The sequence below is a fragment of the Synergistaceae bacterium genome (assembly GCA_017443945.1).
Classification (GTDB): Bacteria; Synergistota; Synergistia; order Synergistales; family Aminobacteriaceae; genus JAFUXM01.
Window position 1 is genome coordinate 68,473 of record JAFSXS010000068.1, and the last position, 23,683, is coordinate 92,155.

Sequence of the window (23,683 nt, forward strand, 5' to 3'; positions counted from 1 at the left end):
AAAGACTTTAAAATTTTGTGAGCTTGCATTACCCAGAAAAAAATCGTGATATAATTGCAATATCATCAAATTTTACGCGAAAGGACTCTTGACAAATACAAAAAATGGCCTCTATAATTGACACGACACGACACGACACTACACGACACACCTTTATTACGCTTTTCAGGAAATGTCTGCGGGGGATTCTGTTGGGAAGAATTAACCCTTAATCGTTGGCAAGATCCAAAATGTTTAGAGCGATACGGCTTTAAAGTCTACTCACAAAATGACGAGGACGGAATCATACAAGAAATTTTTAACAGAATCGGCACCACTGACAAAAGATTTATAGAATTTGGGGTACAGGACGGACTTGAATCTAATGCACATTATTTGCTGCATAAAGGCTGGTCGGGCTTATGGCTCGAAGGTTCACCCGATTACGTCAAGCAAATTCACACAAAATTTAAACCTGTCATTAAATCCGGTCAACTACGAGTCAAGAACGCATTTATAACGCGCGACAACATCAACGAATTATTTATCAGCGAAAATTTTACGGGCGAAATAGATTTATTATCTATCGACATCGACGGCAATGATTATTATGTCTGGCAGGCAGTCAAAGCAGTTAATCCCAGAGTCGTAATAATCGAATATAACGGGAAATTTCCGCCGGACTTAGACTGGAAAATGGCATATAACGCAAATCACATTTGGGACGGTTCAGACTGGCAGGGAGCGTCGTTAAAAGCTCTTGAACTTCTTGGCCGCGAGTTAGGTTATCAACTTGCAGGAACAAATTTTAACGGTGTAAACGCGTTTTTTGTGCGCAAGGATTTGGCGGACGATAAATTTATTACTCCTGCGACGGCTGAAAATCTCTATAACTCGTTCAGAAGCGATGTAAAATTTGTAATTAGTCATTTTGCGCGCTATTGTCTGGTAAATCAGCAGGAAAATTTTGGCTGGCTTAATTATTACGACGACGGAAAGAAACCAGAACCCAAGCCCAAACCTGTTAGACGCTTCCTCAGAAAAATTATTTACAAAATCGGCAAGGCATGGCGCAACGGTTAAAAAAGGGGATTCCGCTCCCCTCTACTAAATTTTTTATCTGTAAGTTGCTACACCGTTTTTATTGAGTGTAATTTCTGAAATGCTGAACAAGTCAAAATTATGCCACTCGCCGTAAGTCCCGTCTTCAAAATATGCTCTGATGTCCCAGTACTGTGCGTCCTCCCATGGCTCGAAAGTTACTGCAACTGATGCACCGCTCGCGATAGTAAATTCGTCAAGTTCGTCTTCATTGCGCCAGCGTCCTGTACCTGCCGGGCCTATTTGCAAAACTACCATTGTTTCGCCGGTCTCGTTATTGAGCGTAAAATTTTGTGTCAATCTTGCAGCAAAGACTCCTTCAGCCGCTAACAAAACAAGCACAAGGCACACTAAAATTTTTAATAATCTGCGGTTCATGAATAAATCCTCCCTGCAACAAATAAATAATTGAGTTCATTATACAACTAAATATTTGCGTGATATATAATTACAGCAATTCATCATTTATCTTGTAACAGAAGGGGGAGAAAATTTTATGATTTCACGGGAACTCTACAATAATTACATTGCTATTCTGCATGATGAACTTGTGCCGGCGATGGGCTGCACTGAACCTATTGCGATTGCTTATGCAGCAGCTAAGGCACGTGACTCACTCGGTGAAATGCCGGAAAAATTATTTGTCTCTTGTTCGGGAAATATCATCAAAAATGTTAAAGGCGTAATCGTCCCTAATTCAGGAGGTCAAAAGGGTATCGAAGCAGCAGCAATTTTAGGCACCGTCGGAGGCAACCCCGCAAAAGAACTCGAAGTAATTGCAGACGCTGACGACAACGCAAGGACACTCACGAAAAAATTAGTGAGCGAAAAATTTTGTGATATTTCACTCGCTGAAGAAGTCCCGAATCTTTTTATCGAGGTCAAAGCACAAAGCAAGAATCATTCTTCACGCGTAATAATCGAGGACTCTCACACAAATATAACTTTAATAGAGCTTGACGGCAGAAAAATTTTCGAGAATGACCACCACGAAGCAAAAAAAACTATTGCCAAACCTGAAGGCGATCGCGGCAAAATGAGTCTATGCACAATTTTAGAATTTGCTAACGAGCTTGAAATTAAAGACGTTCAAGAAATTTTTGACAGGCAGATAGAATTTAACTCGCGAATCTCACAAGAAGGCCTCGACAACAAATGGGGCGCTAGAGTCGGTAAAACAATTTTAGCTAACTGGGGGCGTGATGTAAGAAGTTCTGCGTGTGCGAGGGCTGCTGCAGGAAGTGACGCAAGAATGAGCGGTTGTCCTCTTCCCGTTGTAATAAATTCCGGGAGCGGCAATCAAGGAATAACCGTAACAATGCCCGTTATTGAATACGCTGAAAATTGGCATTTATCGCGCGAAAAATTATATCGTGCCTTAGCTGTAAGTAATCTCGTATCAATTTATATCAAGCACTATATCGGCTCTCTTTCTGCGTTCTGCGGGGCTGTGAGTGCTGCGAGCGGTGCAGGTGCTGCAATAACTTACATGGCGGGTGGCGATTTGTCAGGTGTAGGACGCACTATAACTAACACACTTGCGAACGTCGGCGGGATTGTCTGCGATGGTGCAAAACCCAGCTGTGCCGCAAAAATAGCTTCGTCTGTAAATGCTGCGTTGTTGGCTCATTATTTAAGCATGAACGATGACGAGTTCAAAGGCGGAGAAGGTTTCGTAAATGACGATGTCGAACGTACAATAAAGAATATGGGCTATATTGGCAAAATTGGAATGCGCGAGACTGACAAGGAAATATTAAATGTCATGATTGACCGCGTAAATGTAGATTCTTCACTATAATATAAGCAGGAAATAAAATTTTTATGGGAGGCAAATTTAAATGAGTAATAATAATTCTTTCACGAGTTCGCTGCCATTCAAATTAATTGTTGCTCTAGTAGTCGGGATTCTTGCGGGTCTTGGCCTTGCGTCAATGGAAGGAAACGCAATCTGCGCAGCAATATTGAATATCGTCGTAACAGTGCGCTATATTTCAGGACAATTTATTAATTTCTGCGTACCGTTGATAATAATCGGGTTCGTAGCTCCTTCTATAACGAGACTCGGTTCAAACGCGTCAAGGATGTTAATTTTAGCTCTTATTCTTGCGTACTTGTCATCAATCGGGGCTGCATTGGCCGCAACTTTTTCGGGATATTCAATAATTCCGTTCTTGAATGTCGTAAAAGATGTCGAGGGCCTGAAGAGTCTTCCTGATGTATTATTTGCGCTTGCTATACCTCAAATAATGCCGGTAATTTCTGCGCTGGTCTTGTCTGTAACGATTGGACTTGCTGCTGCGTGGAATAAGAGCAAATATGTAATCACCCTGCTTGAAGAGTTCCAGAAAATAGTTTTGAGCATTGTAACGAGATTCTTAATTCCTGTTCTGCCGTTCTTAATCGGTACAACTTTCTGCGGGCTTGCTTATGAAGGCTCAATCACGAAACAATTTCCCGTCTTCGTTGCGATAATCTTAATAGTCATGGCCGGACACTTTATTTGGATGGCGTTATTATATTCAATTGCCGGAGCATATTCCGGACGTAACCCCTTCAATATCATAAAGAATTACGGCCCCGCATACATGACAGCAGTCGGAACGATGTCAAGTGCTGCAACATTGTCCGTTGCTCTTGAGTGCGCTCACAAGTCCGAACCTACATTACGCGGAGACATGGTAAATTTCGGGATTCCTTTATTTGCGAATATTCATTTATGCGGATCGGTCATGACTGAGACATTTTTTGTAATGGCGATCTCGAAAATTTTATATGGTTCATTCCCTACAGTCGGAAATATGATTTTGTTCTGCTTATTGCTGGGAATTTTTGCGATTGGTGCGCCGGGAGTGCCTGGAGGGACTGTCATGGCTTCATTAGGCTTAATTACTGGAGTGTTAGGTTTTGACGCGACTGGAACGGCTTTAATGCTGACGATTTTTGCGCTTCAAGACTCATTTGGAACGGCCTGCAACGTAACTAGCGACGGAGCATTGACTCTCATATTAACAGGTTATGCAGAGAAACATAATATCAAGCCTGAAAATTTAGTGAACGTCCTAGAGTAAGAAAAATTTATTTGTGCGTCGTGCTTGAAAGGGTGCGGCGCAATTTTTTTATTGATCATGAGAAAATATTTATTTATGCTCATTACGTCAATGATAATATTCGGGTCAATAGGCGTGTTGAGGCGGCAAATTAATTTATCGTCGGCGTTAATAGCATTTTGTCGCGGGATTATGGGAGCTTCATTTATTTTGCTGGTAGTGAGGGGAAAACTTGCGAAAACCGGCGCGAAAAATTTTATGAAACTTTCAATCAGCGGGGCATTACTGGGTATTAACTGGCTGTTTTTGTTCGAGGCTTATAATTTCACGAGCGTACCTGCTGCGACATTATTTTGTTATGTTAATCCTGCAATAGTAATAATTTTATCGTCGATACTGCTTCATGAAAAATTGACGTTCAAAAAATTTCTGTGTCTTGCGCTTTCATTAACTGGGATGATATTAATTTCCGGGATTCTTGACTCTCTGCCCTGTTTGAGTGATACAAAGGGGATATTATGTGCTCTTGCGTCTGCTTTGTTATATGCGTTAGTCGTAATTATGAATAAATTTATTTCGGGCGTTGAGATTTATACGAAGACGATTATACAATTAATTTTTTCTGCTGTAGTGCTTGTGCCGTATTTGATTTTCACGGGAGAATTTACGGCGGGCGAATGGAATTTTACGACTTTAACTGCGCTAATAATTGCAGGTCTTGTGAACACCGGATTTGCTTACGTGCTTTATTTTGCTTCGATTGAGAATTTGAATGCTCACACAGTTGCATTATTCAGCTATATTGATCCTGTAACGGCGTTGATTTTGTCTGCGTTATTTCTCGGTGAGAGTCTTACATTTTCGGGGCTGGCGGGTGCTGGATTGATTTTGATTTCGCCAATTATTTGCGGTGAGTGAGTGTGCGTTACGAAATTAAATGCTATTATGACTCTCACAAAAAATTTTACGAAAGCAGGTCATATCATGAAAAAATTTTTATTACTCCTCGCGCTTGTGATTCTTCCCGTCAGTGCATTTGCAGAGACTCAAGCACTCAAAATCGGCGGTCTTGCAGCTGTCATCCAGAAACCGGAATTAACAGCCGGCCAAAAATGTAAAATGGTCATGATTCTTCACGGTTTTAGCGGCACAAAAGAATTTAACTTGTTGACTGCTCTTGCTGACGAACTAGAAAAAAACGGTACCGCCTCAATTAGATTTGATTTCAACGGACATGGGCAAAGTTACGGCAAACCCGAAAATATGACGGTCTTAAATGAGATTGACGACGCGAAGAAAATTTTTTCTTACGTTAAATCACTTGACTATGTTGACTCTATCTCTATTGCCGGACACTCTCAGGGCGGAGTTGTTGCAAGCATGTTAGCCGGCGAGTTAGGCAGCAAAAATTTTGATAAACTCGTATTATTTGCACCGGCAGCAGTTCTCAGAGATGACTCTATCAGGGGCAGTGTGTTCGGAATAACTTTTGACGCGGGCAACCCTCCAGAACGCATAAAAATTTTCGATAATTTCAGCATTGGGCGCGATTATGTTCTGACAGCACAAAAATTAAAGATTTACGAGACCGCAAAAAATTTCACCGGCCCTGTATGCTTGATTCACGGACTTGCAGACAGAATCGTCCCTTACACTTATAGCGAACGTTATAATTATGTCTATGCAAATAGCGAGCTGCATTTATTAGACGGAGTAGATCACGGTTTTACTAATTACTGGAAGGAAGCAGCCAAAATCGCCGCAAATTTCTTGAAATGAATCATAAAATCCCCCTGCGCTGGTGATTCATGACAGGGGGAAAAATTTTTTATTCGTCCTTCACAACTTTTATTGCGAGTTCGTCAAGTCTTTCATCTTCTACTACATCAGGCGCACCAGACATCAAGCACTGTGCTTTCTGAGTCTTCGGGAATGCCATAACATCGCGAATAGAATTTCCCTCACACAATAACATAACAAGTCTATCAACTCCAAGCGCAAGTCCTCCGTGAGGCGGTGTCCCATATGATAATGCGTCAAGGAAAAATCCAAATCTCCTTTTAGCTTCTTCGGGAGTAATGCCCAGACACTTAAATAATCTCGCTTGAATTTCAGGATCGTGAATCCTTATAGAACCTCCGCCGACTTCATTCCCGTTAAGAACACAATCATATGCGCGTGCAAGTGCGTGTTCGGGGTCATTTTCCATCATGTTGGGATCTTCATCAAGTGCGGGCGATGTAAATGGGTGGTGCATTGCGACCCAGCGTTTTTCTTCTGCGCTCCACTCAAATAACGGGAACTTAGTAACCCATAAAAATTTCCAGTTGTCTGGCGAATTGTCAAATAAATCTGCGCGCGCCCGGCCAAGTTCGAGTCTCAATGTCCCAAGAATTTCACAGGCTTTACCGCGTGAGGCATGTGCTACGATAAATAATGCGTCGTCAGGCTCCATTTGTCCGAGTTCACGAACTTTATCGACTTCTTCAGGCTTTAAGAATTTCACAAGCGGCCCCTTGAGTCCTCCGTCCTTGTACAAGAAATTTGCGAGCCCTGATGTACCGAGTTTTATTGCACGTGCTTCGAGATCCATTATTTCTTTTCGCGACAATGCAGCACCGCCGGGAAGTCTCAAACCTCTTACTACTCCGCCAGACTCTAAAATTTTTCTGAAGGGCTCAAAACCTGAATTTCTGAAAGCGTCGGCAAGGTCGCATAATTCTAATTTCACGCGCAAATCCGGTTTATCACTGCCGTACTTGTCCATTGCTTCCCAATAAGGCATACGCAAAAACGGTGTTGGGATATCAACTCCGCGAATCAGCTTAAATAATCCCTTCATGTAGCCTTCGATTAAATTCATAATGTCGTCTTCCACAATGTAACTCATTTCGATATCAACTTGTGTAAATTCGGGCTGACGGTCTGCGCGCAAATCTTCATCTCTGAAACATCTTGCAATCTGATAATATCTGTCAAAGCCGCTAATCATTAAAATTTGCTTGAACAACTGCGGGGACTGCGGGAGCGCGTAAAAACAGCCTTGATTGACTCTGCTGGGTACGAGATAATCTCTTGCGCCTTCCGGTGTAGCTTTTGTCAGCATGGGGGTCTCAAGTTCTACAAAATCGCGTTCTGCTAAATAATTTCGTGTGAAAGCGTTAATTTTTGCTCGTGTGCGTAAATTTTTCTGCATTTTCTCGCGTCTCATGTCGAGATAGCGATATTTGAGCCTGATATTTTCGTCAACGTTGTCAGTCTCGTCGCCGATTTCAAAGGGGAGTGGTTTAGCTTTTGACATAACGAGAAAATCACTAGCTACGATTTCTATATTACCTGTTTTGAGTTCGGGATTTTCTGTGCCTTCGGGTCTTATGCGCATTTTACCTTTGACGGCAACGCAATATTCATTTCTGAGGGCAGCTGCCATTTTGTGAATTTCTCCCGCTTCAGGATTGAACACAACTTGTATAGGCCCTGTCCAGTCCCATATTTCAATGAATATAATTCCGCCTAAATCTCGTCTTGCACGTACCCAGCCATTTGCGCGGACTTCTTTTCCTGCGTCTGACTCTGTGAATAATCCGCAAAGGTTTGTACGCTGCCAAGTTTTGTCAAATATTCTAGCCAAATTTATACATCCTTTCGCAAAATTTTTAAATATTTTACAGTTGCATATTATAGCTTGTTTTGATAAGCACATTAAATTTTTGCAGCCGCTTGCATATTTCCTGAATAAATTATAAATTACTGCATTATGAGAAATTTAGAGCTTGAAAATTACATTGCAAATCGTTTTGTCAGGCAGGAGAATATTTCTGATGACGAAATTTTTATATTGACGTGGCAAAATTGGCTTGAAACCCTTTCACCGTGCGAAATCATAAACGAGTGCATCTGCTCAAAACGTCCGGTAAAATTTATTAGTTCCGATGATATCTCTGTGAAGATTTATGATTCTTTTGCGGGAAAAATTCCGGTTATAACTTTCTCGAACGCGTCAGACTTTGAGTCATTCATCACAAATTTATTATACAACGGAGAACGCCCAGAAAATATTTCGCAAATGGGAGCGTCGTTTATTTCCGGAAAAATGCAAAGATTTCTAGCGCTCACGAAAAAATTTTACAGCAACATTGAACCCGCTTATGTGGGCTTGACTCCTGGAGACTGGCGCGAAAAGTCAATGATTATACGCCGTGAGCATGAATTAACGCACTATTACACGAAAAAATTTTACGGGTCGGCGTCTAATAATTTGCATGATGAATTAATTGCTGATTTTATTGGGATTTATGCGGCATTCGAGAAGTACAGCGCAAAATTATTTTGTCATTTTATGGGTGTTGACGGTTCGCACGAGGGGAGATTTTCTCTTTACACTGAGGGATTGTCAGACAGCACTAAACTTGAACTCGCAAAAATTGCATGTCAGTGCGCTAATTTTCTTGAAGGGTGGTCAAACTCGCGGAATTTCTCGCAATTAAATACGTCTTCGAGAATTAATTATTTGTGTGAACTCGGCATTAATGGGATATTAAACCTTCTATAAACGCGACTCCAGAGTCAAAACCGGGTGGGCGGGTGGGACTAACCAATTTAAACGCGACTCTAATTTTTTGCATTGTTACGGAAATATGAGAGAGAAATTTTTTGACATTGTAGCCATAAGTGAAGAGAAATAAAAAAGTTTTTCTGTACGGCCAACGGGAAAAGTTTTAAGCCTTTGACTTTGCTTTGTTGTCATTTGTAGCGGGAAATAAGCAGCAACGAGACCAGCACTGATTACAAAAAAGTTTGCTTTGTCGCCATTTGTAGCGGGAAAAAATTTTTTAAGAATCACAGAAGGGGGACCCCCAGAGCCCGTCCCCCTTAAACCCCCTCCCCACCCAGTAAGCAGCCATTTGCAGCGCTAAAAAATTTGATATAATACAAACATAAGAAATTTCATGACATACCAGAAATATTTTACTAATACTTCTACTAATACAAAAATGTTAATTCATTCATGCAATAATCACACTTCACAGAGCAAAAAAATTTTTTATCGCAATAATTTCTTCACTCGCAAAAAAATTCGGACAAGTTTTCATAATGCGTTATAATAAGTCGTTATCAAAAATTTTTCACACGCACATAAAATATGTAAGGAGGCTTTTACTATGTCAGCAGTAAAGAAAAAAAATTACGGAATAGAACTAACAGAAGATAATTTACTCAACATCAACGGAGGAATTAACGGCGGTCTTGATAGAATGCGCGTACAATGTCCCGTAGACGGCTGTAATTTCGAGTGCAACACATTTCACGAAATGAATATACATATGCGGACTAATCACCCCGAACGCTGTTAAAAAAAATTTGCGCACTAGTCAGCATTGTTATAAAATTGTTTTATCTTTTACTACAATAAATTATTGAATTTTATGGAGGCATGCGCATGATTGATTTATACGCTGTCGGTGAAATGGTCATTGACTTCATACCGGGAAGCGAAGAAGCCAGCTATATACGTAAGGCCGGCGGAGCTCCTGCTAATGTAGCTATTGCAGCTGCTAAAAATGGTCTTACTGCTGCTATGTGCTGCAAGGTCGGTGATGATAATTTCGGCCATTTCCTTATGGATACACTAGCAAAATATAACGTAGAAGCGATTTGTAAAGATTTGTGCAAGGACGCTGTTACTACTATGGCATTTGTTACGCTCGCTGCAAACGGTGAGAGGGTCTTTACTTTCGCACGCAAACCAGGAGCAGACATGATGTTGGAAGAGCAGGACGTGAAAGAATCTGACATCAATAATTCAGCAATAGTTCACGCCGGTTCATGTTCGTTATCAGCACAGCCGGAAAAAGACGCTACAATCAAGGCAATGAGACTCGCTCACGAAAATAATAAGCTCGTCAGCTTCGATATAAATTATCGCAATATCATGTGGAATGATGACGTTGATGCATGTGTCAAAGCAGTTAAAAGCGTTCTTAAATATGTAGACTTGCTGAAATTGTCGGGCGAAGAAATTGACATGATGGGCGGAGAAAGTAATTTACGCGCTCTAATGGAGGTCTATAAAATTTCGGTAATCGTTGAGACTCTCGGCAAGGACGGCGCAAAAGCATTCTTCAATAATGATATTTTGCAAGTTCCCGGCTTCAGAGTTCATGCGGTTGATGCAACTGGCTGCGGAGATGCTTTCTGGGGTGCGTTCCTGTCAAAATTGCGTCTTGATGGCGTGAGTAAAATTTCTGACCTTAGCGACGACATTATCAAATCTGCAATGACTTACGGCAATGTTTCCGGCTGTATCTGCGTTCAGAGCAAAGGCGCAATCGAGTCAATTCCTACACGCAAGCAAATAGAAGAGTTTATCAGAAAGAATAATATATCATGAGCATAATTTCACCGTCTTTAATTTGTCTTGATATGTGCAATCTTGAGAGTCAGATTAGGATTCTTGAGCAGGCCGGAATTAATACACTTCACGTCGATATTCTTGACGGCCATTTTTCGCCGAGTATGCCTCTTGGACTTGACACCGTAAGGCAATTGCGCGCGAAAACGAATTTAAATTTTGACTGTCATATCATGGTAACTGAGCAGGATTATTTTGTTGATGAGCTGTTGGATATTGGTGTCCAGCAGCTTATTTTTCACGCCGAGACACAGCCGCATATTGATGGAATGTTGAACCGCATTCACTCGCGCGGAGTCAAAGCAGGTGTCGCACTCAAGCCCGCAACGCCATTAAGCACTCTCGATTATGTGCTCGAAAAATGTGATACGGTTCTGTTAATGCTGATTAACCCCGGTTACGCGTTTGTGAAGGGTGAACAGCAAGTCCCATACGCACAGAAAAAAATTACTGATTTGCGAAATATGATTCATACCCGCAGACTTGATACTAAAATTGAGCTTGACGGACGAATCAGCGAGAAAAATATTTTAGACTGGGGCAAAACAGGACTCGCAGACATTTTCGTAACAGGCAGCACGTGTTTGAAGCGCGATGATTTATTTAATTCACTTAGGAGGCTGCAAACTTTATGACATTTTCAGAGAGATTCACGCAGACTAAATCGGACGTTTTTGCAGAGCTCGAAAAAGTTTTTGCTAACATTAAGCCCGAACAAGTCGAAAAATTGCATGACGAAATTTTAAGTGCTGACCAGGTATTTTTTGTCGGAGTTGGCCGCGTTATGATGGCTTTAGAGTGCATTTGCAAGAGATTAGCTCACTTAGGGATAAAAGCTCACTGCGTCGGAGATATCACAGAACCGGCTATCACGAAGAATGATTTATTAATTGTAGGCTCAGGGTCGGGGGGCTCGTTATTTCCGTTGGGGATCGCGAAAAAAGCACGTCAGGCAGTAAATTGCAAAATCGTGCACATTGGCTCAAACCCTAACAGCGAAATGAAAGATATTGCTGACTTCATGGTACGAATACCGGTGCGGACAAAATTTTATCTTGATGACGAAATTGACTCATGCCAGCCGATGACTACAATTTTTGATCAGAGCTTGTTATTATTGGGCGACATTATTGCAAAAATGATAGTCGACGAACGCAATATTAATATGAAAGATTTATGGCAGTATCACGCAAATTTAGAGTGAGGCTTTATCATGAAATATGATATTATGAAATATGTCGGGAGCATTCAGCAATTAGCTTATGTCAGGCCGGTTACTTACACGGAGGGCAGGAGCTCAGGACTCAAAGCCTTTGACGTGAAAAACTGCAAAATGTCATTTCGTGTGCTTGCTGATAAATGCTTGGACATCGGCGAATTTAGTTATGCGGGAATAAATATTAATTTTCTCTCCAAGCCGGGACTTCAGGGGCTCGGACATTACGACACTAACGGACTTGAAGCACAACGCAGCATTATGGGAGGACTATTTTTCACCGCAGGACTTGAGAATATCGGCGCACCCTGCAACGTGAATAATAAAGATTACCCCATGCACGGCAGAATTAGAACAACTCCGGCAGAACATTTGTCAAGCGATTCATACTGGGATAATGACGAGTACAAGCTAAAAATTTCGGGTGAAATGCGTGAGGCTGAATTATTCGGCGAAAATCTTGTGTTAAGGCGTTCAATCGAGACAACCTGCGGGCAGAAATCTTTTACTCTCACTGACGAATTTGAGAACGAGTCATTCAGGGATGAGCCGTTAATGCTGCTTTATCACATTAATTTGGGCTGGCCGTTTTTGGACGAGAATACAAAATTTTATATTCCTACATCACACATCACGCCCAGAGACAAAGAAGCCGACGGACACGAAAGCAAATATAACGTCATGGAAGCTCCGAAAAATAATGAGCCTGAATACGTTTTCTTTCACGAGATAAAGTCAGACTCTAACGGCAATACAGAAGTTATCGCAGTTAATCAAAATTTGAAGCTGGGATTAAAAATTTCATGGAATACGAAATATTTGCCTCACTTCATGCAATGGAAGAGCATAGCAAGCGGTGATTATGTCGTAGGGCTTGAACCGGCTAATTCACTTGTTCACGGGCGCAAATGGTATCACGGACACGGCAAAATTCACACTCTGGCACCGTTTGCAAAGGAAAAAAATATTTTGACATTCACGATTCTTGAAGGCGATTCAGAAATTAATCAAGCTGTTACGGCCTTCAAAGCAAAATTTTAACGAGGTGTATAAATAATTATGAAACGATCTGAAATCAACGCGCACATTAAGGAATTTGAAGCATTACTCAAGAAGCACTGCTTTGCTTTGCCCCCGTTTTTGAGCTTTACCCCCGAAGAATGGCAGAACAAAGGCCATGAATACGACGAAATTCGCGATAATGCTTTAGGCTGGGACATCACGGACTACGGCGAAGGAAATTTTGCGGAAAAAGGTTTATATCTCATCACGATTCGCAATGGCAATGTTCATAACAAGAAGTACATTAAGACTTACGCCGAAAAAATTATGATGCTCAGAGAAGGCCAAGTATCGCCAAATCATTTTCACTGGCATAAAATGGAGGATATTATAAACCGAGGCGGCGGAAATATCGTATTTAAGCTCTGGAACGCTGACAGGAAGACCGAACAGCCTTTAGACACCGACGTAAAAATTTTTCAGGACGGACGCGAATACACAGTTCCCGCAGGCAGTGAAGTAATCTTGAAGCCCGGCGAGTCATTGTCGCTTTATCCGTATTATTATCATGAGTTCAGGATTCAGCCCGGCACAGATTACGCGATTATCGGCGAGGTCTCAATGTGCAACGACGACAACACTGACAACAGATTTTATGAGCCTCTCGGACGTTTTCCGACGATTGAAGAGGACGAGAAGCCTTATAGATTATTATGCACGGAATATCCCCCGGCAAAGGACTAAAGGTTTCCGTTCCCACGCGCGACGAATTATTTCGGGTGGGTGGGCGGGCCGCTGCTAACTCAACCACGCGCGATAAACTAACTGCATAGGGCTGGGAAAAATTTATTTCTAGCAATGAGCCTGCAAATATCTTTCACTCCTGCGAACACTACCGGCGGGCTTGTAAGTAACTAAACGGTTTCAAACGGGGTAATTTATCCCGATGAAAATATAACGAAAGGAGTAAATTTAATTGAGTGATTATGTCGTAACAATGGAGCATATTACGAAAACTTTTCCGGGCGTTAAGGCACTTGATGACGTTCATTTACACCTTAAGGCCGGTCGTGTTATGGCTCTATTAGGTGAAAACGGCGCAGGAAAATCTACGCTCATGAAGATTCTTTCAGGCGTTTACACGAGGGATTCGGGCGAAATTACAATTTTCGGCAAAAAAATTGAGGGCGATCTCAACACTAAACAGGCTCAAGCGTTAGGCATTGCAATTATTCATCAGGAATTGAACATGTGCCAGCATTTGAGCGTATCTGCAAATATGTTCTTAGGCCGTGAAATAATTAAAAGCGGAAGACTCGACAACGCAGAAATGAATCGCCAGGCAGTTGAACAACTCGCAAAATTAGGAATCCACGACATTGACCCTGATGAATCAGTCGGAAATTTAACCGTCGGCCGTCAGCAAATGGTCGAGATCGCAAAAGCCCTGTTAATCAACGCAAAAGTCTTAGTCATGGATGAGCCCTCGTCATCGCTGTCAAATGCCGAGATTACCGAAATGTTTAGAATCGTCCGCGAGCTTAAGGCAATGGGCACGGCAATTGTTTATATTTCTCACAGACTGCAGGAGCTTCATCACATTGTCGATGATGTTACAATCATGCGTGACGGAAAGTATATCACTGAAGGCGAATTTAATTCGTTCACAATGGATCAAATTATCGCTAACATGGTCGGACATGAAGTCAAGAATCAGTTCCCGCGTGAAGACGTACCTAAGGGCAAGAAAATTTTAGAGGTCAAGCACCTTAACGCAGGAAAATTAGTCCGTGATGTCAGCTTTGATTTGTACGAAGGTGAAGTGCTCGGCTTTTCCGGTCTTGTCGGTGCAGGAAGAACAGAGACAATGCGCGCTATTTTCGGTGCAGATCCCAAAGAAAGCGGCGAAATTTTACTTGACGGCAACCCCTTAAATATTTACAACCCCGGCTCGGCAATTCGTCAAGGCATAGTCTTAGCTCCTGAAGACAGAAAGAAAGAAGGTCTGTGCACAAAACTTTCAATCAGGGATAATATTGCATTGCCCAATCTCGACATTATCACGCTCGGAAGTCCTACAGGCAGAATCAACAAGCGCACAGAAAATGAGATGATCGAGAAGGGCAAAAGCTCACTTACAATCAAAATGGCTGATGCAGAAGTCGAGGCCGGCAGCTTGTCAGGAGGAAATCAACAGAAAGTCGTCGTTGCAAAATGGCTCGCACGTCAATCAAGAGTCTTAATCTTCGACGAACCTACACGCGGAATTGATGTAGCAGCTAAAGTCGAGATTTACGAGATTATTAATGAGCTCAAGAAACAGGGAGTCGGCGTTATAATCGTGTCTTCAGAATTGCCGGAAGTCATGGGAATTGCTGATCACATTATAGTCATGTGCAACGGAAAAATTACGGGAGAAGTCGACCCGCGCCACACAACAGAAGAAGAAATTATGACATATGCAACAAGATTCGGCGACAATGCCGCATAAAATTTTAAGGAGGATAATTAAATGAAACGCAGCTTTTTATCGAAACCAGGTGTAGCCTCTGTAGTTACGGCTTTTATCGGTGTTGTTGTCTTAATGCTCATTTTCTGGGGCATGAACCCGAATTTTATCAAGCAGAATAATTTAATGTCGTTATCGCGTTCAATTTGTCCGTACTTATTAGTCGGAATCGGTCAGGGCATTGTCTGTATCACAGGAAATATCGATTTGTCTATCGGTTCAGTTCTCGGAATGTCAGCGATGATTTCTGCTACTCTTATTTGCAACGGCATGAACGTAATTTTAGCGATTATTATAGACTTGATTGCCTGCTTGCTTGTAGGTCTGTCAAATGGCGTGTTAGTCGGAAAATTCAAGCTCCCCCCGTTCATTGGCACACTTGGAACAATGACTATATGCCGAGGCGTTGCACAGCTTGTGAATAATAATTACAACACCGGCGATATAGGTACAGGCGGACTCAAAGATTTATTCAGGGACGTATTTTATTATGACAGAGTCGGCTATTTATATTACGGCGTTATAATTTGCTTAATTATCTGGGCTATTTTCTATTATTTGATGAGTTACACTGCTACGGGACGGCACATTTACGCGATCGGTTCAAACGTTGACGCTGCAAGACTTTCGGGCGTTGACGTGTTCAAGACTACGACTGTTGCATATACTATATCGGCGTTCTGCTCGTTTATGGCGGGATTAATCACGATGGCGGCGGCTGGTATGGGATCAATGCAGGCCGGTATGAGTTACGAAATGTACGGTGTTGCAGCGGCAGTTATCGGCGGAATTTCCACTCTCGGCGGTTCGGGCTTGCTGGTCGGAGTTATTGCCGGTGCGTCAGTATGGGCGATTTTGCAGAATGGCTTGACTCTCGCGAATGTTCCTGTTGCAATGAGAAATATTATTATCGGCTTCATAGTTGTGGCGTGCGTCTTGTTTGACATTATGCGCAGAAACGGCATGATCGGTTCAAAGAAGAAAGCAGCGTAAAAATAGCTAATTTTGCTGGTAATAAAAAATTTATTTTATGGCATTATTTACACAATTTAACATAAAAATTTTTAATCGGAGGTAAGTTTTTCATGAAGAAGTTATTAGCAGTTGCCCTCGTTCTCTCGTTAGTTCTTTGCTCAAGCGCGTTTGCAGGCGTTAAGACGAAAATCGGTCTTATCACAATGGATCAAATGGACGTTCACTGGGTAAGACTCAAGAATGCAGCAGAAGAAAGAGTCGCCGAGCTCAACAAGGCCGGAAACGAAATCACTATGGTATGGCTTGCACCCGAGACAAAGGACAATCAGCAGCAGATCGAGAAAATTCAGAATGCTGTAGCTGACGGCGTTAATTACATCATCATCGCATGCAATGACGGCACCAGCGCAAACCGTGCATTAAAGGAAGCTCTTGACGCAGGAATTAAGATTATTTACGTCGACGCACCCGCAACACTCAAGGCAAGCGCAACATTTGCAACTGACAACTTTGCAGGCGGAAAGCAAATCGGTGAATATCTTGCAAAACTTTTCGCGGACAAGGGCATCACAGAAGGCACAATCGGAATCGTTGACGCTCAAGCAGGTGTTCAGTCATGCCAGGACAGATATGACGGTTTTGCATCAGTCTTCAAGGGTACAAAATTTGTTCTCGGTGAAAGACAGTATTCAGACGGCGATAACTCAAAGGCTCAGGAGCTCGCAAACACTTTAATCAACAACGGTGTAATCGCTATTTACGGAACTAACGACGGCGCAACTAACGGAAGCGCAGCAGCTGTTAAAGACGCAATCAACAACGGCATGAACATTTATTGCGTAGGCTGGGACAAATCAGACTCCAACATTGCACACGTTGAAGGCGGCGAGTTATTAGCATTTGCAGCACAGAACCCCCAGATCATGGGCAAACTTGCTATTGATGCAGTTGTCGACCTTGAGAACGGCAAAGATTTAGGCGGTGCAGTCGTTGACACAGGTGTATCTACAGTTACGAAAGAAAACGTCGCAGAGTTCAAGTAAGAATTAAAATTTTTCTGCCTCTCGTTCAAAGCGGGGGGCAATTTTTTATATTCGGAAGGAGTGATTTAATTTGAGCGTCAAAAAATGTTTATTTCCTGTTGCGGGGCTGGGCACTCGATTTTTGCCGGTTACAAAGGAACTCGCTAAAGAAATGCTCCCGTTAGTTAACCGTCCTATTATCTCATATGGCGTTGAAGAGGCTCTTGCGTCCGGTTGTGATGAAATTATCATGATTACTGGCCGTGCAAAACGTTCAATCGAGAATTATTTTGACAGATCATTTGAGCTTGAGAACTTGCTAAAATCGCGCGGTAAAGATGAACTCTACAACATGATTATAAAAATTTCGAACATGGCCGAGATCTTATATATCAGGCAACGTGAGCCGCTTGGGTTGGGTCATGCGGTTTTGTGCTGCGAGCCGGTGTGCAGGAACGAATTTTTTTGTGTTGCATTGCCTGACGACGTTTTTATCAATGATGGCGGAGACCCTGTTTTATTGCAGCTAAAAAAAGTTCATGAGCGCATGGGAGGAAGTGTTATCGCCCTTGAGCAGGTCAGCCCCGAAGAAGTCTCGCGCTACGGCATTGCAGAGAGTCAATTTTCCATCGAGGAAGGCACCATTCACAAAATTATAAACATGGTCGAGAAACCCATTTTAGACGAGGCTCCCAGCAATTTAGCAATCATGGGACGTTACATTTTATCACCGACTGTTTTTCCGATTTTGGCAGAGTTAAAAGCGGGGGTCGGCGGTGAAATTCAATTAACGGACGCACTGAAGGTCTTAGCGCAAAATGAACCTGTCTGGGGAGTGGTCTACAATGGGAGGCGCTTTGATTGCGGGACACAAAAAGGGTGGTTGAGTGCTAATGTGAGACTTGCTCTTGATGATCCGGAATTGAAAAATGTCATTCTCGACGCTGTGAAAGAATCGCAATAATTCTTCATATTTATATATCTCGCATTGAAAAATTTCGTCCCTGTTTTGGCGGGGACATTTTTTATTTATTCCTTACATATTTAAATATTTTCAGAAGACTATGACAAAATATTTTGTTGAGCTTATATAGTCAGCACACTTTAATAGCAGTAAAAACTTTTTGTATCAGCACCGCAAATTATGCATAGAGCAGCCGATGACGCACAACCGGCACTAGATTTTGCATATTAAGACTTGAATATTTACAGAAAATTTGTTGTATGTACGCGCGCGTGCCAGGCCTTTTTTTCGCGGGCATGATTATAAATGCACGTATGTTATGGGACACATGAAAGTGTAAAGCTCTCTCATGATATTTGACCGTGAAATATAAACGGTGTAGAGGATAGGACGTAATCAGAAAAATACATATCTCACAATAAAAATTTTCGCCGGCGCAGTCAGGAAAGCAAAACGGAGGTATAAAAAATGTCAATAAATTGGAATTTCGACGCAAGTAAATACGTACCCGGCGAGTCAAACGGTTTCGAACTCGTCCCCGAAGGCACCTACAAAGCAAAAATTATCGAGGTGCAGCAACAATATTCATCCAAAACAGGCGAACCGCAATTAATTCTTACTTTCAGATGCAGCGGAGTTAATGGCCGTGTACGCGAGTATTTCACTTTTCCTACCAATCCGACAGACTATCGCAATGACTGGGTCCGTAGAAGATGGGGAGATATGTGCAATTGTTTTAGCGTCAATCCTGTGCAGACTCTCGCAGACGAAAAAATCTTAATCGACAAAATCGGCATGATTAAAATCTCGCACAAAAAAAATGATGCAAACGGCAAAATTTATGCAAATGTTCAAGAATACATTCTTAACAAACAGCAACTTAACTCCCAGCCGGCTGACCTTAATAACCCCGATTCTGTCTTTGACGCTCCTAGCGAACCAATTTTTTAACGAGGTCTAATCATGTTGAATATAGCACAAGGCGCATGGTTTTACACCCTTAAGAAGGAAAACGGGAAAGATATTCTCTGCATTGGCAATAAGTATAAAGATAAATACGACGCGTGGGGAATGATTGAAGGCGAGTTCGAACGCGAGGCAGTATTAATTACAGCTGCACCCCAAATGTATACTCTTTTGTCTTTAATCGCAGAAGATCCGTCAATTCAATGCAAATATAAAGCCGATGTTCAAGAGTTAGTCCATTTACTCGAAGGAAAAATCAACAACATCTTTTAGCATTCAGAAAGGGGGAGCAATATTTTGCAGATTTTGTTAAATAATTGGGATTACGTTTATTCACGCTCAGACAAGGAAGAAAGTTATAAATTTTTCTTTGGGCCTGTTGATAAAAACGAGTTTATTAACGTGATAGGCCGCACCGATTATGAAAAATTAGCGTAGTTAATGTGCATGTTCCCTGAAATTTATAACATTTTGGATTTTGTCGCATGTGAAGGAGTAAGCAAGGCGAGTTTTACAGCAAAAGAACTCACCAGCAAAATAAAAACTTTAGCGGAGGTATTTAACAATGCAGGAAAAAAATAACAGTCTCCAAATTTTTAATTATGAGGAAAATTGTCAAGTTCGAGTTATCGAGCGGAATAATGAATTATGGTTTGTTGCCAAAGACGTTTGTGACATTTTGGGATTAGCAAATGTAACAGAGGCTTTAAGATCGCTAGATGATGATGAAAAGGGTTTCTTCAGAATTTCTGAAGGAACCTCAACAAAGGGCGGAAATCCAAATATGGCAATTATCACGGAATCAGGAGTATACGCACTAGTGTTCAAAAGTAGAAAACTTGAGGCAAAAAATTTTTCCCGATGGGTGCGTCGTGAAGTGTTACCGTCAATTCGCAAAACCGGAGTTTATTCCGTCAATCCCGATACAATAAAATACATGATCACCCGCATTCAACAGCTGCAGGAAGAAAACAGGCGCATGAAGCACACAATTGATGAATCACGTCCGAAAACCGCATTAGGGTCAATAGTGTACGCAATGTCGGGGGCAGTTACAGTCCAGGATGCTGCAAATTTTTTGCGTCAAAAGGGGATTCCGATTGGGCAAAATTTGTTATACCGTCATTTACGCGATAAAAAATTATTATGTTCACGCAAGGGGTCTCAATGGAATAAACCCACCAGCAAAGCAATGCAGGCGAAATTTTTTAACATTGAGATAACGAACCTCAATAATAACTGTGCTGTAACTGTGAAGGTAACGCCAAAACTTTTGAGCAAGCTAGCGGAAGAGTTCATGCAGAAATATTTTCCGCTGATTTATGAAATCGACAAGGCAGAACAAAATGACAACTAAAATATTACCTTGCCCTGAATGCGGGAGCACAAATTTATCTGTCTTGAAGTATTTATCGGAGACTGAGTATTTCACAATCAAGTGTAATGAATGTGATTATGAGACTTGGCGTTATCGTTTTCCAATGACATTATTAGAACATTGGAACACTCACAGACGAAGGAAGAAATAATTTTTTTGATGGGGGAGAGATTTTTTATTTCTCCTTTGTCCCATCAAGAAAGGAGAGAAAAATTTTGCGTAACAGGTTGGAAAATAGTTTATGCGCTCATGATGAATACACCGTGAAATTTATGCGGGATTTAGGCGGGTTAATGAAGCAGGCCGGTTTTGATATTAGCACACTAGCAGAACGCATAGAAATATCAAGATCTTCATTGCAGGAGTATAGACGCTGTTTTTCTTTTCCGCGATTAAAAAATTTGATGAAATTAGTAAAATTCTTTAACTATGATTTATCGCAAAGCATTAACTACAAAGTCTTTCACAAGGAAATAAATTTTAATGCAGTGCGGTTGAGATTGAAGCGTTTGGGCATAACCCGTTATGAGTTTCCCAGAATAAAAGGTTATTGTTTCTCTGGGATAAGTCATTTGTTAAACAAGAGATTTAATCATAAGAGTGTGAGGTTGCTTGCTATGCTGCTGGATTATCTCAATGAGGAAGAGGCGCGCTACGAGTCTGCGACGGGTGAGACTCTCAAAAAAATAAATGGAGGCGGTTATTAATGAGTGTGAGATTAATAAAATGCAAACACTGCGGAGGTAATGGGCGAATCTGGAAAACTATAAATGGGCGCGAGTCTTATATAGGGATTTGCAATGTATGCGGTTACATGACAGCTCCGAGTATATCGTGTGAGGTTGTGTATAAAAGGTGGAAGACAGGCCGTGTCGGGAGGGACTTAGGATGAGCAACATAAAAAAGTTATATTATGACAATAAAGAATTGCGTTACACGGACGATTTCGGCGAAAGATATTTTTGTGTGCGTGATGTTATAAAGTGTTTGGGTTATCATGTAGCGACAGTAACTAAAATTATAGATATTCTCCAAATGCATAGACAAATATTACGCGTGAGTTTACCTTCAAAAATCTGGATATTTTGTCTGCCTGCAGGTGATATCAAGAGAATAATAAATCATGCTGCAAAAAAAAATAATGTTAGCGCATTTAAAAAATGGTTTTATGAGTCGGCGCTCACTCATGAAGACCCGCAGACATCAATTGCGAACCCTCAAAGTTATCAAGTAATCATTAATGGTCTCACGGGAAAAGTATTCGAGTTTTACACTGCAATGTTTGAGAATCAGTCTCAAAAGGTGCATACGAGCGGGATAGCAAAATTTTTCAGCAGTCTTGATCAGGAAGTCAAATTGTTTATTTCCAGGGAGGTCAAGTCATGAGCGAGAAATTAAAGCCGTGCCCATTTTGCGGGTGTGAAGCAGTATTAATGACGCATTATGACACAGTATATAAGGAAATTTCGCATTTTGTTACATGCAGTTATTGCGGGGTATGCACGAAATATTATTTGTCAAGTGAAAAAGCTATATCAGCATGGAACACACGAGCGGAGGACAAGTCATGAGCGAAAAATTAAATAATGACCAGTTAAAGCGTTTGTGCATATGCGGTCCGGCAGTTATAACGGTGCTGAAAGAGTTTGAAAAATTTTTATACAAACATAATGAAGAATCAGCAATGCAGGTTGTATCGGGAGTAACAAAATTTATTCTTTGCGGTACAAAAACTATTGGATTTTTTACGGAGGTCAAGTCATGAGCGAAAAATTAAAACCGTGCCCATTTTGCGGGAAGAAACCGCAATTAATAGACGCTGGAATATATTATTACGTCAGCTGCTTTAATGAGTTATGTAAAATTAGTCCTTGCACTCAAGAACACGACACGCCCGAAGACGCAATTAATGAATGGAACTCACGCCCGGAAAAAATAATTATGAATGGCGAATTGAAATCATGTCCCATGTGCGGGAGTGCAGCTAAATTAATAGATTATTCAGGCGGTAGTTATAGCGTTATTTGCAGTAATAGTTATGAGTGCTTGACTATCGAGAAAGAAAATTATAACACTAAGCAGGAAGCAATAGACGCATGGAACACACGAGCGGAGGACAAATCATGAACGAAAAATTAAAACCGTGCCCAATGTGTAATCATGACGATGTATTTATTTCCATTAGGTCAGATTCTTACACAAGATATAACCCGAAAAAATATTATTGTGTACAGTGTGCTAAATGCGGGTGCAGGTCTCTCGAGTGCGATAATAAAGCTCAGGCAGTTTTTGACTGGAATAAAATTAAACGTTCCGAAGATAAAAAACGTCAGGACACAATTTCTAATTTCGCGAAAAATTATATTAAGTCCTGTCCTTTTTGCGGTTATGAAGCGAGGGTTGCAGAGTCAGAAGGAAGTTTTTATGTTGTCTGCAATCACTGCGGATCCCGTACGATTGAATGTGTGTCATTTATTGATGCTATAAATATCTGGAATACCCGACAAGGAGGTTAATCAATGGCCAGAAAAATGAAGAAGATAATAACCCGCAAAGGAGCCGCCCTCGAAAAATGGTTAGACGATATTTGCACGCAGTTAAATTCAATGGGTTGTCATGCACACAAGAATCACCCGCGCAGATCTTATGACGGTTTTTATCTTGAGGGTGAGCCGTTTGACTATGAATTTTTCATTAATGGGCAGATACATTGTTTTGACGCGAAAGAAAATATGTCCGGAGTCAATGAATGGCAGATTTTGCACACGGGCGCTATCGGAGAAAAAATTAATGCACGGACAATGCGCGAGGCAATAAATTTAATGAATTGTGCTAAAGGCGGTGCACAAAGTTATTTTCTCGTTTTCTTCGGGAATGAGAAATCTGACGTGTTTAATAAGCTGATACGTTTTGATGCTTCGATAATTTATGCAGCCATGATGAACAAAGAAACTCACATTCATTACAGCGAGGGTCAAATTTGGGACTTGGCAAAAATAATCAATGTAGGAGACAGAGAATGAAGTACGGCGAAATTGTAAATCTCGGCAGGCATAAATTAATGTGTGGAGATGCTACAAAGCGTGAAGATGTGTTAAAACTTGTCGGC

32 protein-coding genes are annotated in these 23,683 nt (G+C 41.4%); 29 read left to right on the plus strand and 3 right to left on the minus strand.

All coding sequences use genetic code 11. From position 1 onward, the window contains the following. The first annotated feature begins 117 nt into the window (after positions 1-117). Positions 118-1,062 carry a hypothetical protein gene (locus IJT21_07560; GenBank protein MBQ7578103.1) on the plus strand — a complete coding sequence of 315 codons (945 nt, stop codon included), beginning with the start codon at positions 118-120 and terminating at the stop codon, positions 1,060-1,062. Between the two features lie 33 nt (positions 1,063-1,095). On the opposite strand, the gene IJT21_07565 is transcribed toward IJT21_07560, so the two are convergent. After that, positions 1,096-1,458 (minus strand): hypothetical protein, encoded by a 363-nt coding sequence (locus IJT21_07565; GenBank protein ID MBQ7578104.1) that lies wholly within the window; start codon positions 1,456-1,458, stop codon positions 1,096-1,098. 118 nt (positions 1,459-1,576) lie between these two features. Here IJT21_07565 and IJT21_07570 point away from each other — a divergent pair, with 118 nt between their 5' ends. The 4 genes from IJT21_07570 to IJT21_07585 all read left to right on the plus strand — a co-directional run bounded on the left by IJT21_07570 (position 1,577) and on the right by IJT21_07585 (position 5,909). After that, positions 1,577-2,881 (plus strand): serine dehydratase subunit alpha family protein, encoded by a 1,305-nt coding sequence (locus IJT21_07570; GenBank protein ID MBQ7578105.1) that lies wholly within the window; start codon positions 1,577-1,579, stop codon positions 2,879-2,881. A 40-nt stretch (positions 2,882-2,921) separates the two neighbouring features. After that, positions 2,922-4,151 (plus strand): cation:dicarboxylase symporter family transporter, encoded by a 1,230-nt coding sequence (locus IJT21_07575; GenBank protein MBQ7578106.1) that lies wholly within the window; start codon positions 2,922-2,924, stop codon positions 4,149-4,151. A 75-nt stretch (positions 4,152-4,226) separates the two neighbouring features. Continuing rightward, positions 4,227-5,048: an EamA family transporter gene (locus IJT21_07580; GenBank protein ID MBQ7578107.1), complete on the plus strand. Its 822-nt coding sequence runs from the start codon at positions 4,227-4,229 to the stop codon at positions 5,046-5,048. Between the two features lie 66 nt (positions 5,049-5,114). Beyond that, complete coding sequence (locus tag IJT21_07585; protein ID MBQ7578108.1) at positions 5,115-5,909, plus strand: alpha/beta fold hydrolase; 795 nt, start codon at positions 5,115-5,117, stop codon at positions 5,907-5,909. A gap of 49 nt (positions 5,910-5,958) precedes the next feature. Here the strand turns inward: IJT21_07585 and aspS are convergent, their stop codons facing one another. Beyond that, the gene (gene aspS / locus IJT21_07590) at positions 5,959-7,833 is read right to left on the minus strand and encodes an aspartate--tRNA ligase (GenBank protein ID MBQ7578109.1); all 1,875 of its coding nucleotides are present in this window, start codon (positions 7,831-7,833) and stop codon (positions 5,959-5,961) included. Between the two features lie 54 nt (positions 7,834-7,887). Here aspS and IJT21_07595 point away from each other — a divergent pair, with 54 nt between their 5' ends. Further along, positions 7,888-8,682 (plus strand): hypothetical protein, encoded by a 795-nt coding sequence (locus IJT21_07595; GenBank protein MBQ7578110.1) that lies wholly within the window; start codon positions 7,888-7,890, stop codon positions 8,680-8,682. 75 nt (positions 8,683-8,757) lie between these two features. Here IJT21_07595 and IJT21_07600 read toward each other — a convergent pair whose 3' ends face one another. Then, positions 8,758-8,973 carry a hypothetical protein gene (locus IJT21_07600; protein MBQ7578111.1) on the minus strand — a complete coding sequence of 72 codons (216 nt, stop codon included), beginning with the start codon at positions 8,971-8,973 and terminating at the stop codon, positions 8,758-8,760. A 319-nt stretch (positions 8,974-9,292) separates the two neighbouring features. On the opposite strand from IJT21_07600, the gene IJT21_07605 reads away from it, so the two are divergent. The 23 genes from IJT21_07605 (at position 9,293) to IJT21_07715 (ending at position 23,597) form a co-directional block, all read left to right on the plus strand. Continuing rightward, positions 9,293-9,484 (plus strand): hypothetical protein, encoded by a 192-nt coding sequence (locus IJT21_07605; protein MBQ7578112.1) that lies wholly within the window; start codon positions 9,293-9,295, stop codon positions 9,482-9,484. An 86-nt stretch (positions 9,485-9,570) separates the two neighbouring features. After that, positions 9,571-10,521 (plus strand): carbohydrate kinase, encoded by a 951-nt coding sequence (locus IJT21_07610; protein ID MBQ7578113.1) that lies wholly within the window; start codon positions 9,571-9,573, stop codon positions 10,519-10,521. Further along, positions 10,518-11,177 carry a ribulose-phosphate 3-epimerase gene (locus IJT21_07615; protein ID MBQ7578114.1) on the plus strand — a complete coding sequence of 220 codons (660 nt, stop codon included), beginning with the start codon at positions 10,518-10,520 and terminating at the stop codon, positions 11,175-11,177. The genes IJT21_07610 and IJT21_07615 overlap by 4 nt, the downstream gene beginning before the upstream one ends. Beyond that, on the plus strand, positions 11,174-11,746 hold the full coding sequence (locus IJT21_07620; protein MBQ7578115.1) for a hypothetical protein: 573 nt from the start codon (positions 11,174-11,176) through the stop codon (positions 11,744-11,746). The genes IJT21_07615 and IJT21_07620 overlap by 4 nt, the downstream gene beginning before the upstream one ends. A 9-nt stretch (positions 11,747-11,755) precedes the next feature. Then, positions 11,756-12,799: an aldose 1-epimerase family protein gene (locus tag IJT21_07625; GenBank protein MBQ7578116.1), complete on the plus strand. Its 1,044-nt coding sequence runs from the start codon at positions 11,756-11,758 to the stop codon at positions 12,797-12,799. Positions 12,800-12,817: 18 nt separating this feature from the next. Then, positions 12,818-13,504: a D-lyxose/D-mannose family sugar isomerase gene (locus IJT21_07630; GenBank protein MBQ7578117.1), complete on the plus strand. Its 687-nt coding sequence runs from the start codon at positions 12,818-12,820 to the stop codon at positions 13,502-13,504. A 232-nt stretch (positions 13,505-13,736) separates the two neighbouring features. Then, positions 13,737-15,251, plus strand: coding sequence for a sugar ABC transporter ATP-binding protein (locus IJT21_07635; GenBank protein ID MBQ7578118.1), 1,515 nt, complete (start codon positions 13,737-13,739; stop codon positions 15,249-15,251). Positions 15,252-15,272: 21 nt separating this feature from the next. After that, positions 15,273-16,262 carry an ABC transporter permease gene (locus IJT21_07640; protein ID MBQ7578119.1) on the plus strand — a complete coding sequence of 330 codons (990 nt, stop codon included), beginning with the start codon at positions 15,273-15,275 and terminating at the stop codon, positions 16,260-16,262. 92 nt (positions 16,263-16,354) lie between these two features. Continuing rightward, positions 16,355-17,287: a substrate-binding domain-containing protein gene (locus IJT21_07645; protein MBQ7578120.1), complete on the plus strand. Its 933-nt coding sequence runs from the start codon at positions 16,355-16,357 to the stop codon at positions 17,285-17,287. Between the two features lie 70 nt (positions 17,288-17,357). Next, positions 17,358-18,230, plus strand: a complete 873-nt coding sequence (galU, locus tag IJT21_07650; protein ID MBQ7578121.1) for a UTP--glucose-1-phosphate uridylyltransferase GalU — start codon at positions 17,358-17,360, stop codon at positions 18,228-18,230. Positions 18,231-18,698: 468 nt separating this feature from the next. Further along, positions 18,699-19,181: a DUF669 domain-containing protein gene (locus IJT21_07655; protein ID MBQ7578122.1), complete on the plus strand. Its 483-nt coding sequence runs from the start codon at positions 18,699-18,701 to the stop codon at positions 19,179-19,181. A 12-nt stretch (positions 19,182-19,193) separates the two neighbouring features. Further along, positions 19,194-19,469, plus strand: a complete 276-nt coding sequence (locus IJT21_07660) for a hypothetical protein (GenBank protein MBQ7578123.1) — start codon at positions 19,194-19,196, stop codon at positions 19,467-19,469. Positions 19,470-19,493: 24 nt separating this feature from the next. Further along, the gene (locus IJT21_07665; protein MBQ7578124.1) at positions 19,494-19,634 is read left to right on the plus strand and encodes a hypothetical protein; all 141 of its coding nucleotides are present in this window, start codon (positions 19,494-19,496) and stop codon (positions 19,632-19,634) included. Positions 19,635-19,761: 127 nt separating this feature from the next. After that, positions 19,762-20,553: a phage antirepressor KilAC domain-containing protein gene (locus IJT21_07670; GenBank protein MBQ7578125.1), complete on the plus strand. Its 792-nt coding sequence runs from the start codon at positions 19,762-19,764 to the stop codon at positions 20,551-20,553. Continuing rightward, on the plus strand, positions 20,543-20,725 hold the full coding sequence (locus IJT21_07675; GenBank protein ID MBQ7578126.1) for a hypothetical protein: 183 nt from the start codon (positions 20,543-20,545) through the stop codon (positions 20,723-20,725). The genes IJT21_07670 and IJT21_07675 overlap by 11 nt, the downstream gene beginning before the upstream one ends. Before the next feature lie 64 nt (positions 20,726-20,789). Then, positions 20,790-21,281, plus strand: a complete 492-nt coding sequence (locus IJT21_07680) for a helix-turn-helix transcriptional regulator (protein ID MBQ7578127.1) — start codon at positions 20,790-20,792, stop codon at positions 21,279-21,281. Next, positions 21,281-21,466 (plus strand): hypothetical protein, encoded by a 186-nt coding sequence (locus IJT21_07685; GenBank protein ID MBQ7578128.1) that lies wholly within the window; start codon positions 21,281-21,283, stop codon positions 21,464-21,466. Before IJT21_07680 ends, IJT21_07685 begins: the two co-directional genes overlap by 1 nt. Beyond that, a complete protein-coding gene (locus IJT21_07690; GenBank protein MBQ7578129.1) occupies positions 21,463-21,960 on the plus strand; it encodes a hypothetical protein in 498 nt (165 codons plus the stop codon). The genes IJT21_07685 and IJT21_07690 overlap by 4 nt, the downstream gene beginning before the upstream one ends. Continuing rightward, the gene (locus tag IJT21_07695) at positions 21,957-22,145 is read left to right on the plus strand and encodes a Lar family restriction alleviation protein (protein ID MBQ7578130.1); all 189 of its coding nucleotides are present in this window, start codon (positions 21,957-21,959) and stop codon (positions 22,143-22,145) included. The genes IJT21_07690 and IJT21_07695 overlap by 4 nt, the downstream gene beginning before the upstream one ends. Next, entirely contained in the window at positions 22,142-22,339 is a 198-nt protein-coding gene (locus IJT21_07700; GenBank protein MBQ7578131.1) for a hypothetical protein, read from the plus strand. The genes IJT21_07695 and IJT21_07700 overlap by 4 nt, the downstream gene beginning before the upstream one ends. After that, positions 22,336-22,701, plus strand: a complete 366-nt coding sequence (locus tag IJT21_07705; protein MBQ7578132.1) for a Lar family restriction alleviation protein — start codon at positions 22,336-22,338, stop codon at positions 22,699-22,701. Before IJT21_07700 ends, IJT21_07705 begins: the two co-directional genes overlap by 4 nt. Further along, positions 22,698-23,090, plus strand: a complete 393-nt coding sequence (locus tag IJT21_07710; protein ID MBQ7578133.1) for a Lar family restriction alleviation protein — start codon at positions 22,698-22,700, stop codon at positions 23,088-23,090. Before IJT21_07705 ends, IJT21_07710 begins: the two co-directional genes overlap by 4 nt. Before the next feature lie 3 nt (positions 23,091-23,093). After that, positions 23,094-23,597 (plus strand): hypothetical protein, encoded by a 504-nt coding sequence (locus IJT21_07715; protein MBQ7578134.1) that lies wholly within the window; start codon positions 23,094-23,096, stop codon positions 23,595-23,597. The last annotated feature ends 86 nt before the right edge of the window (positions 23,598-23,683 follow it).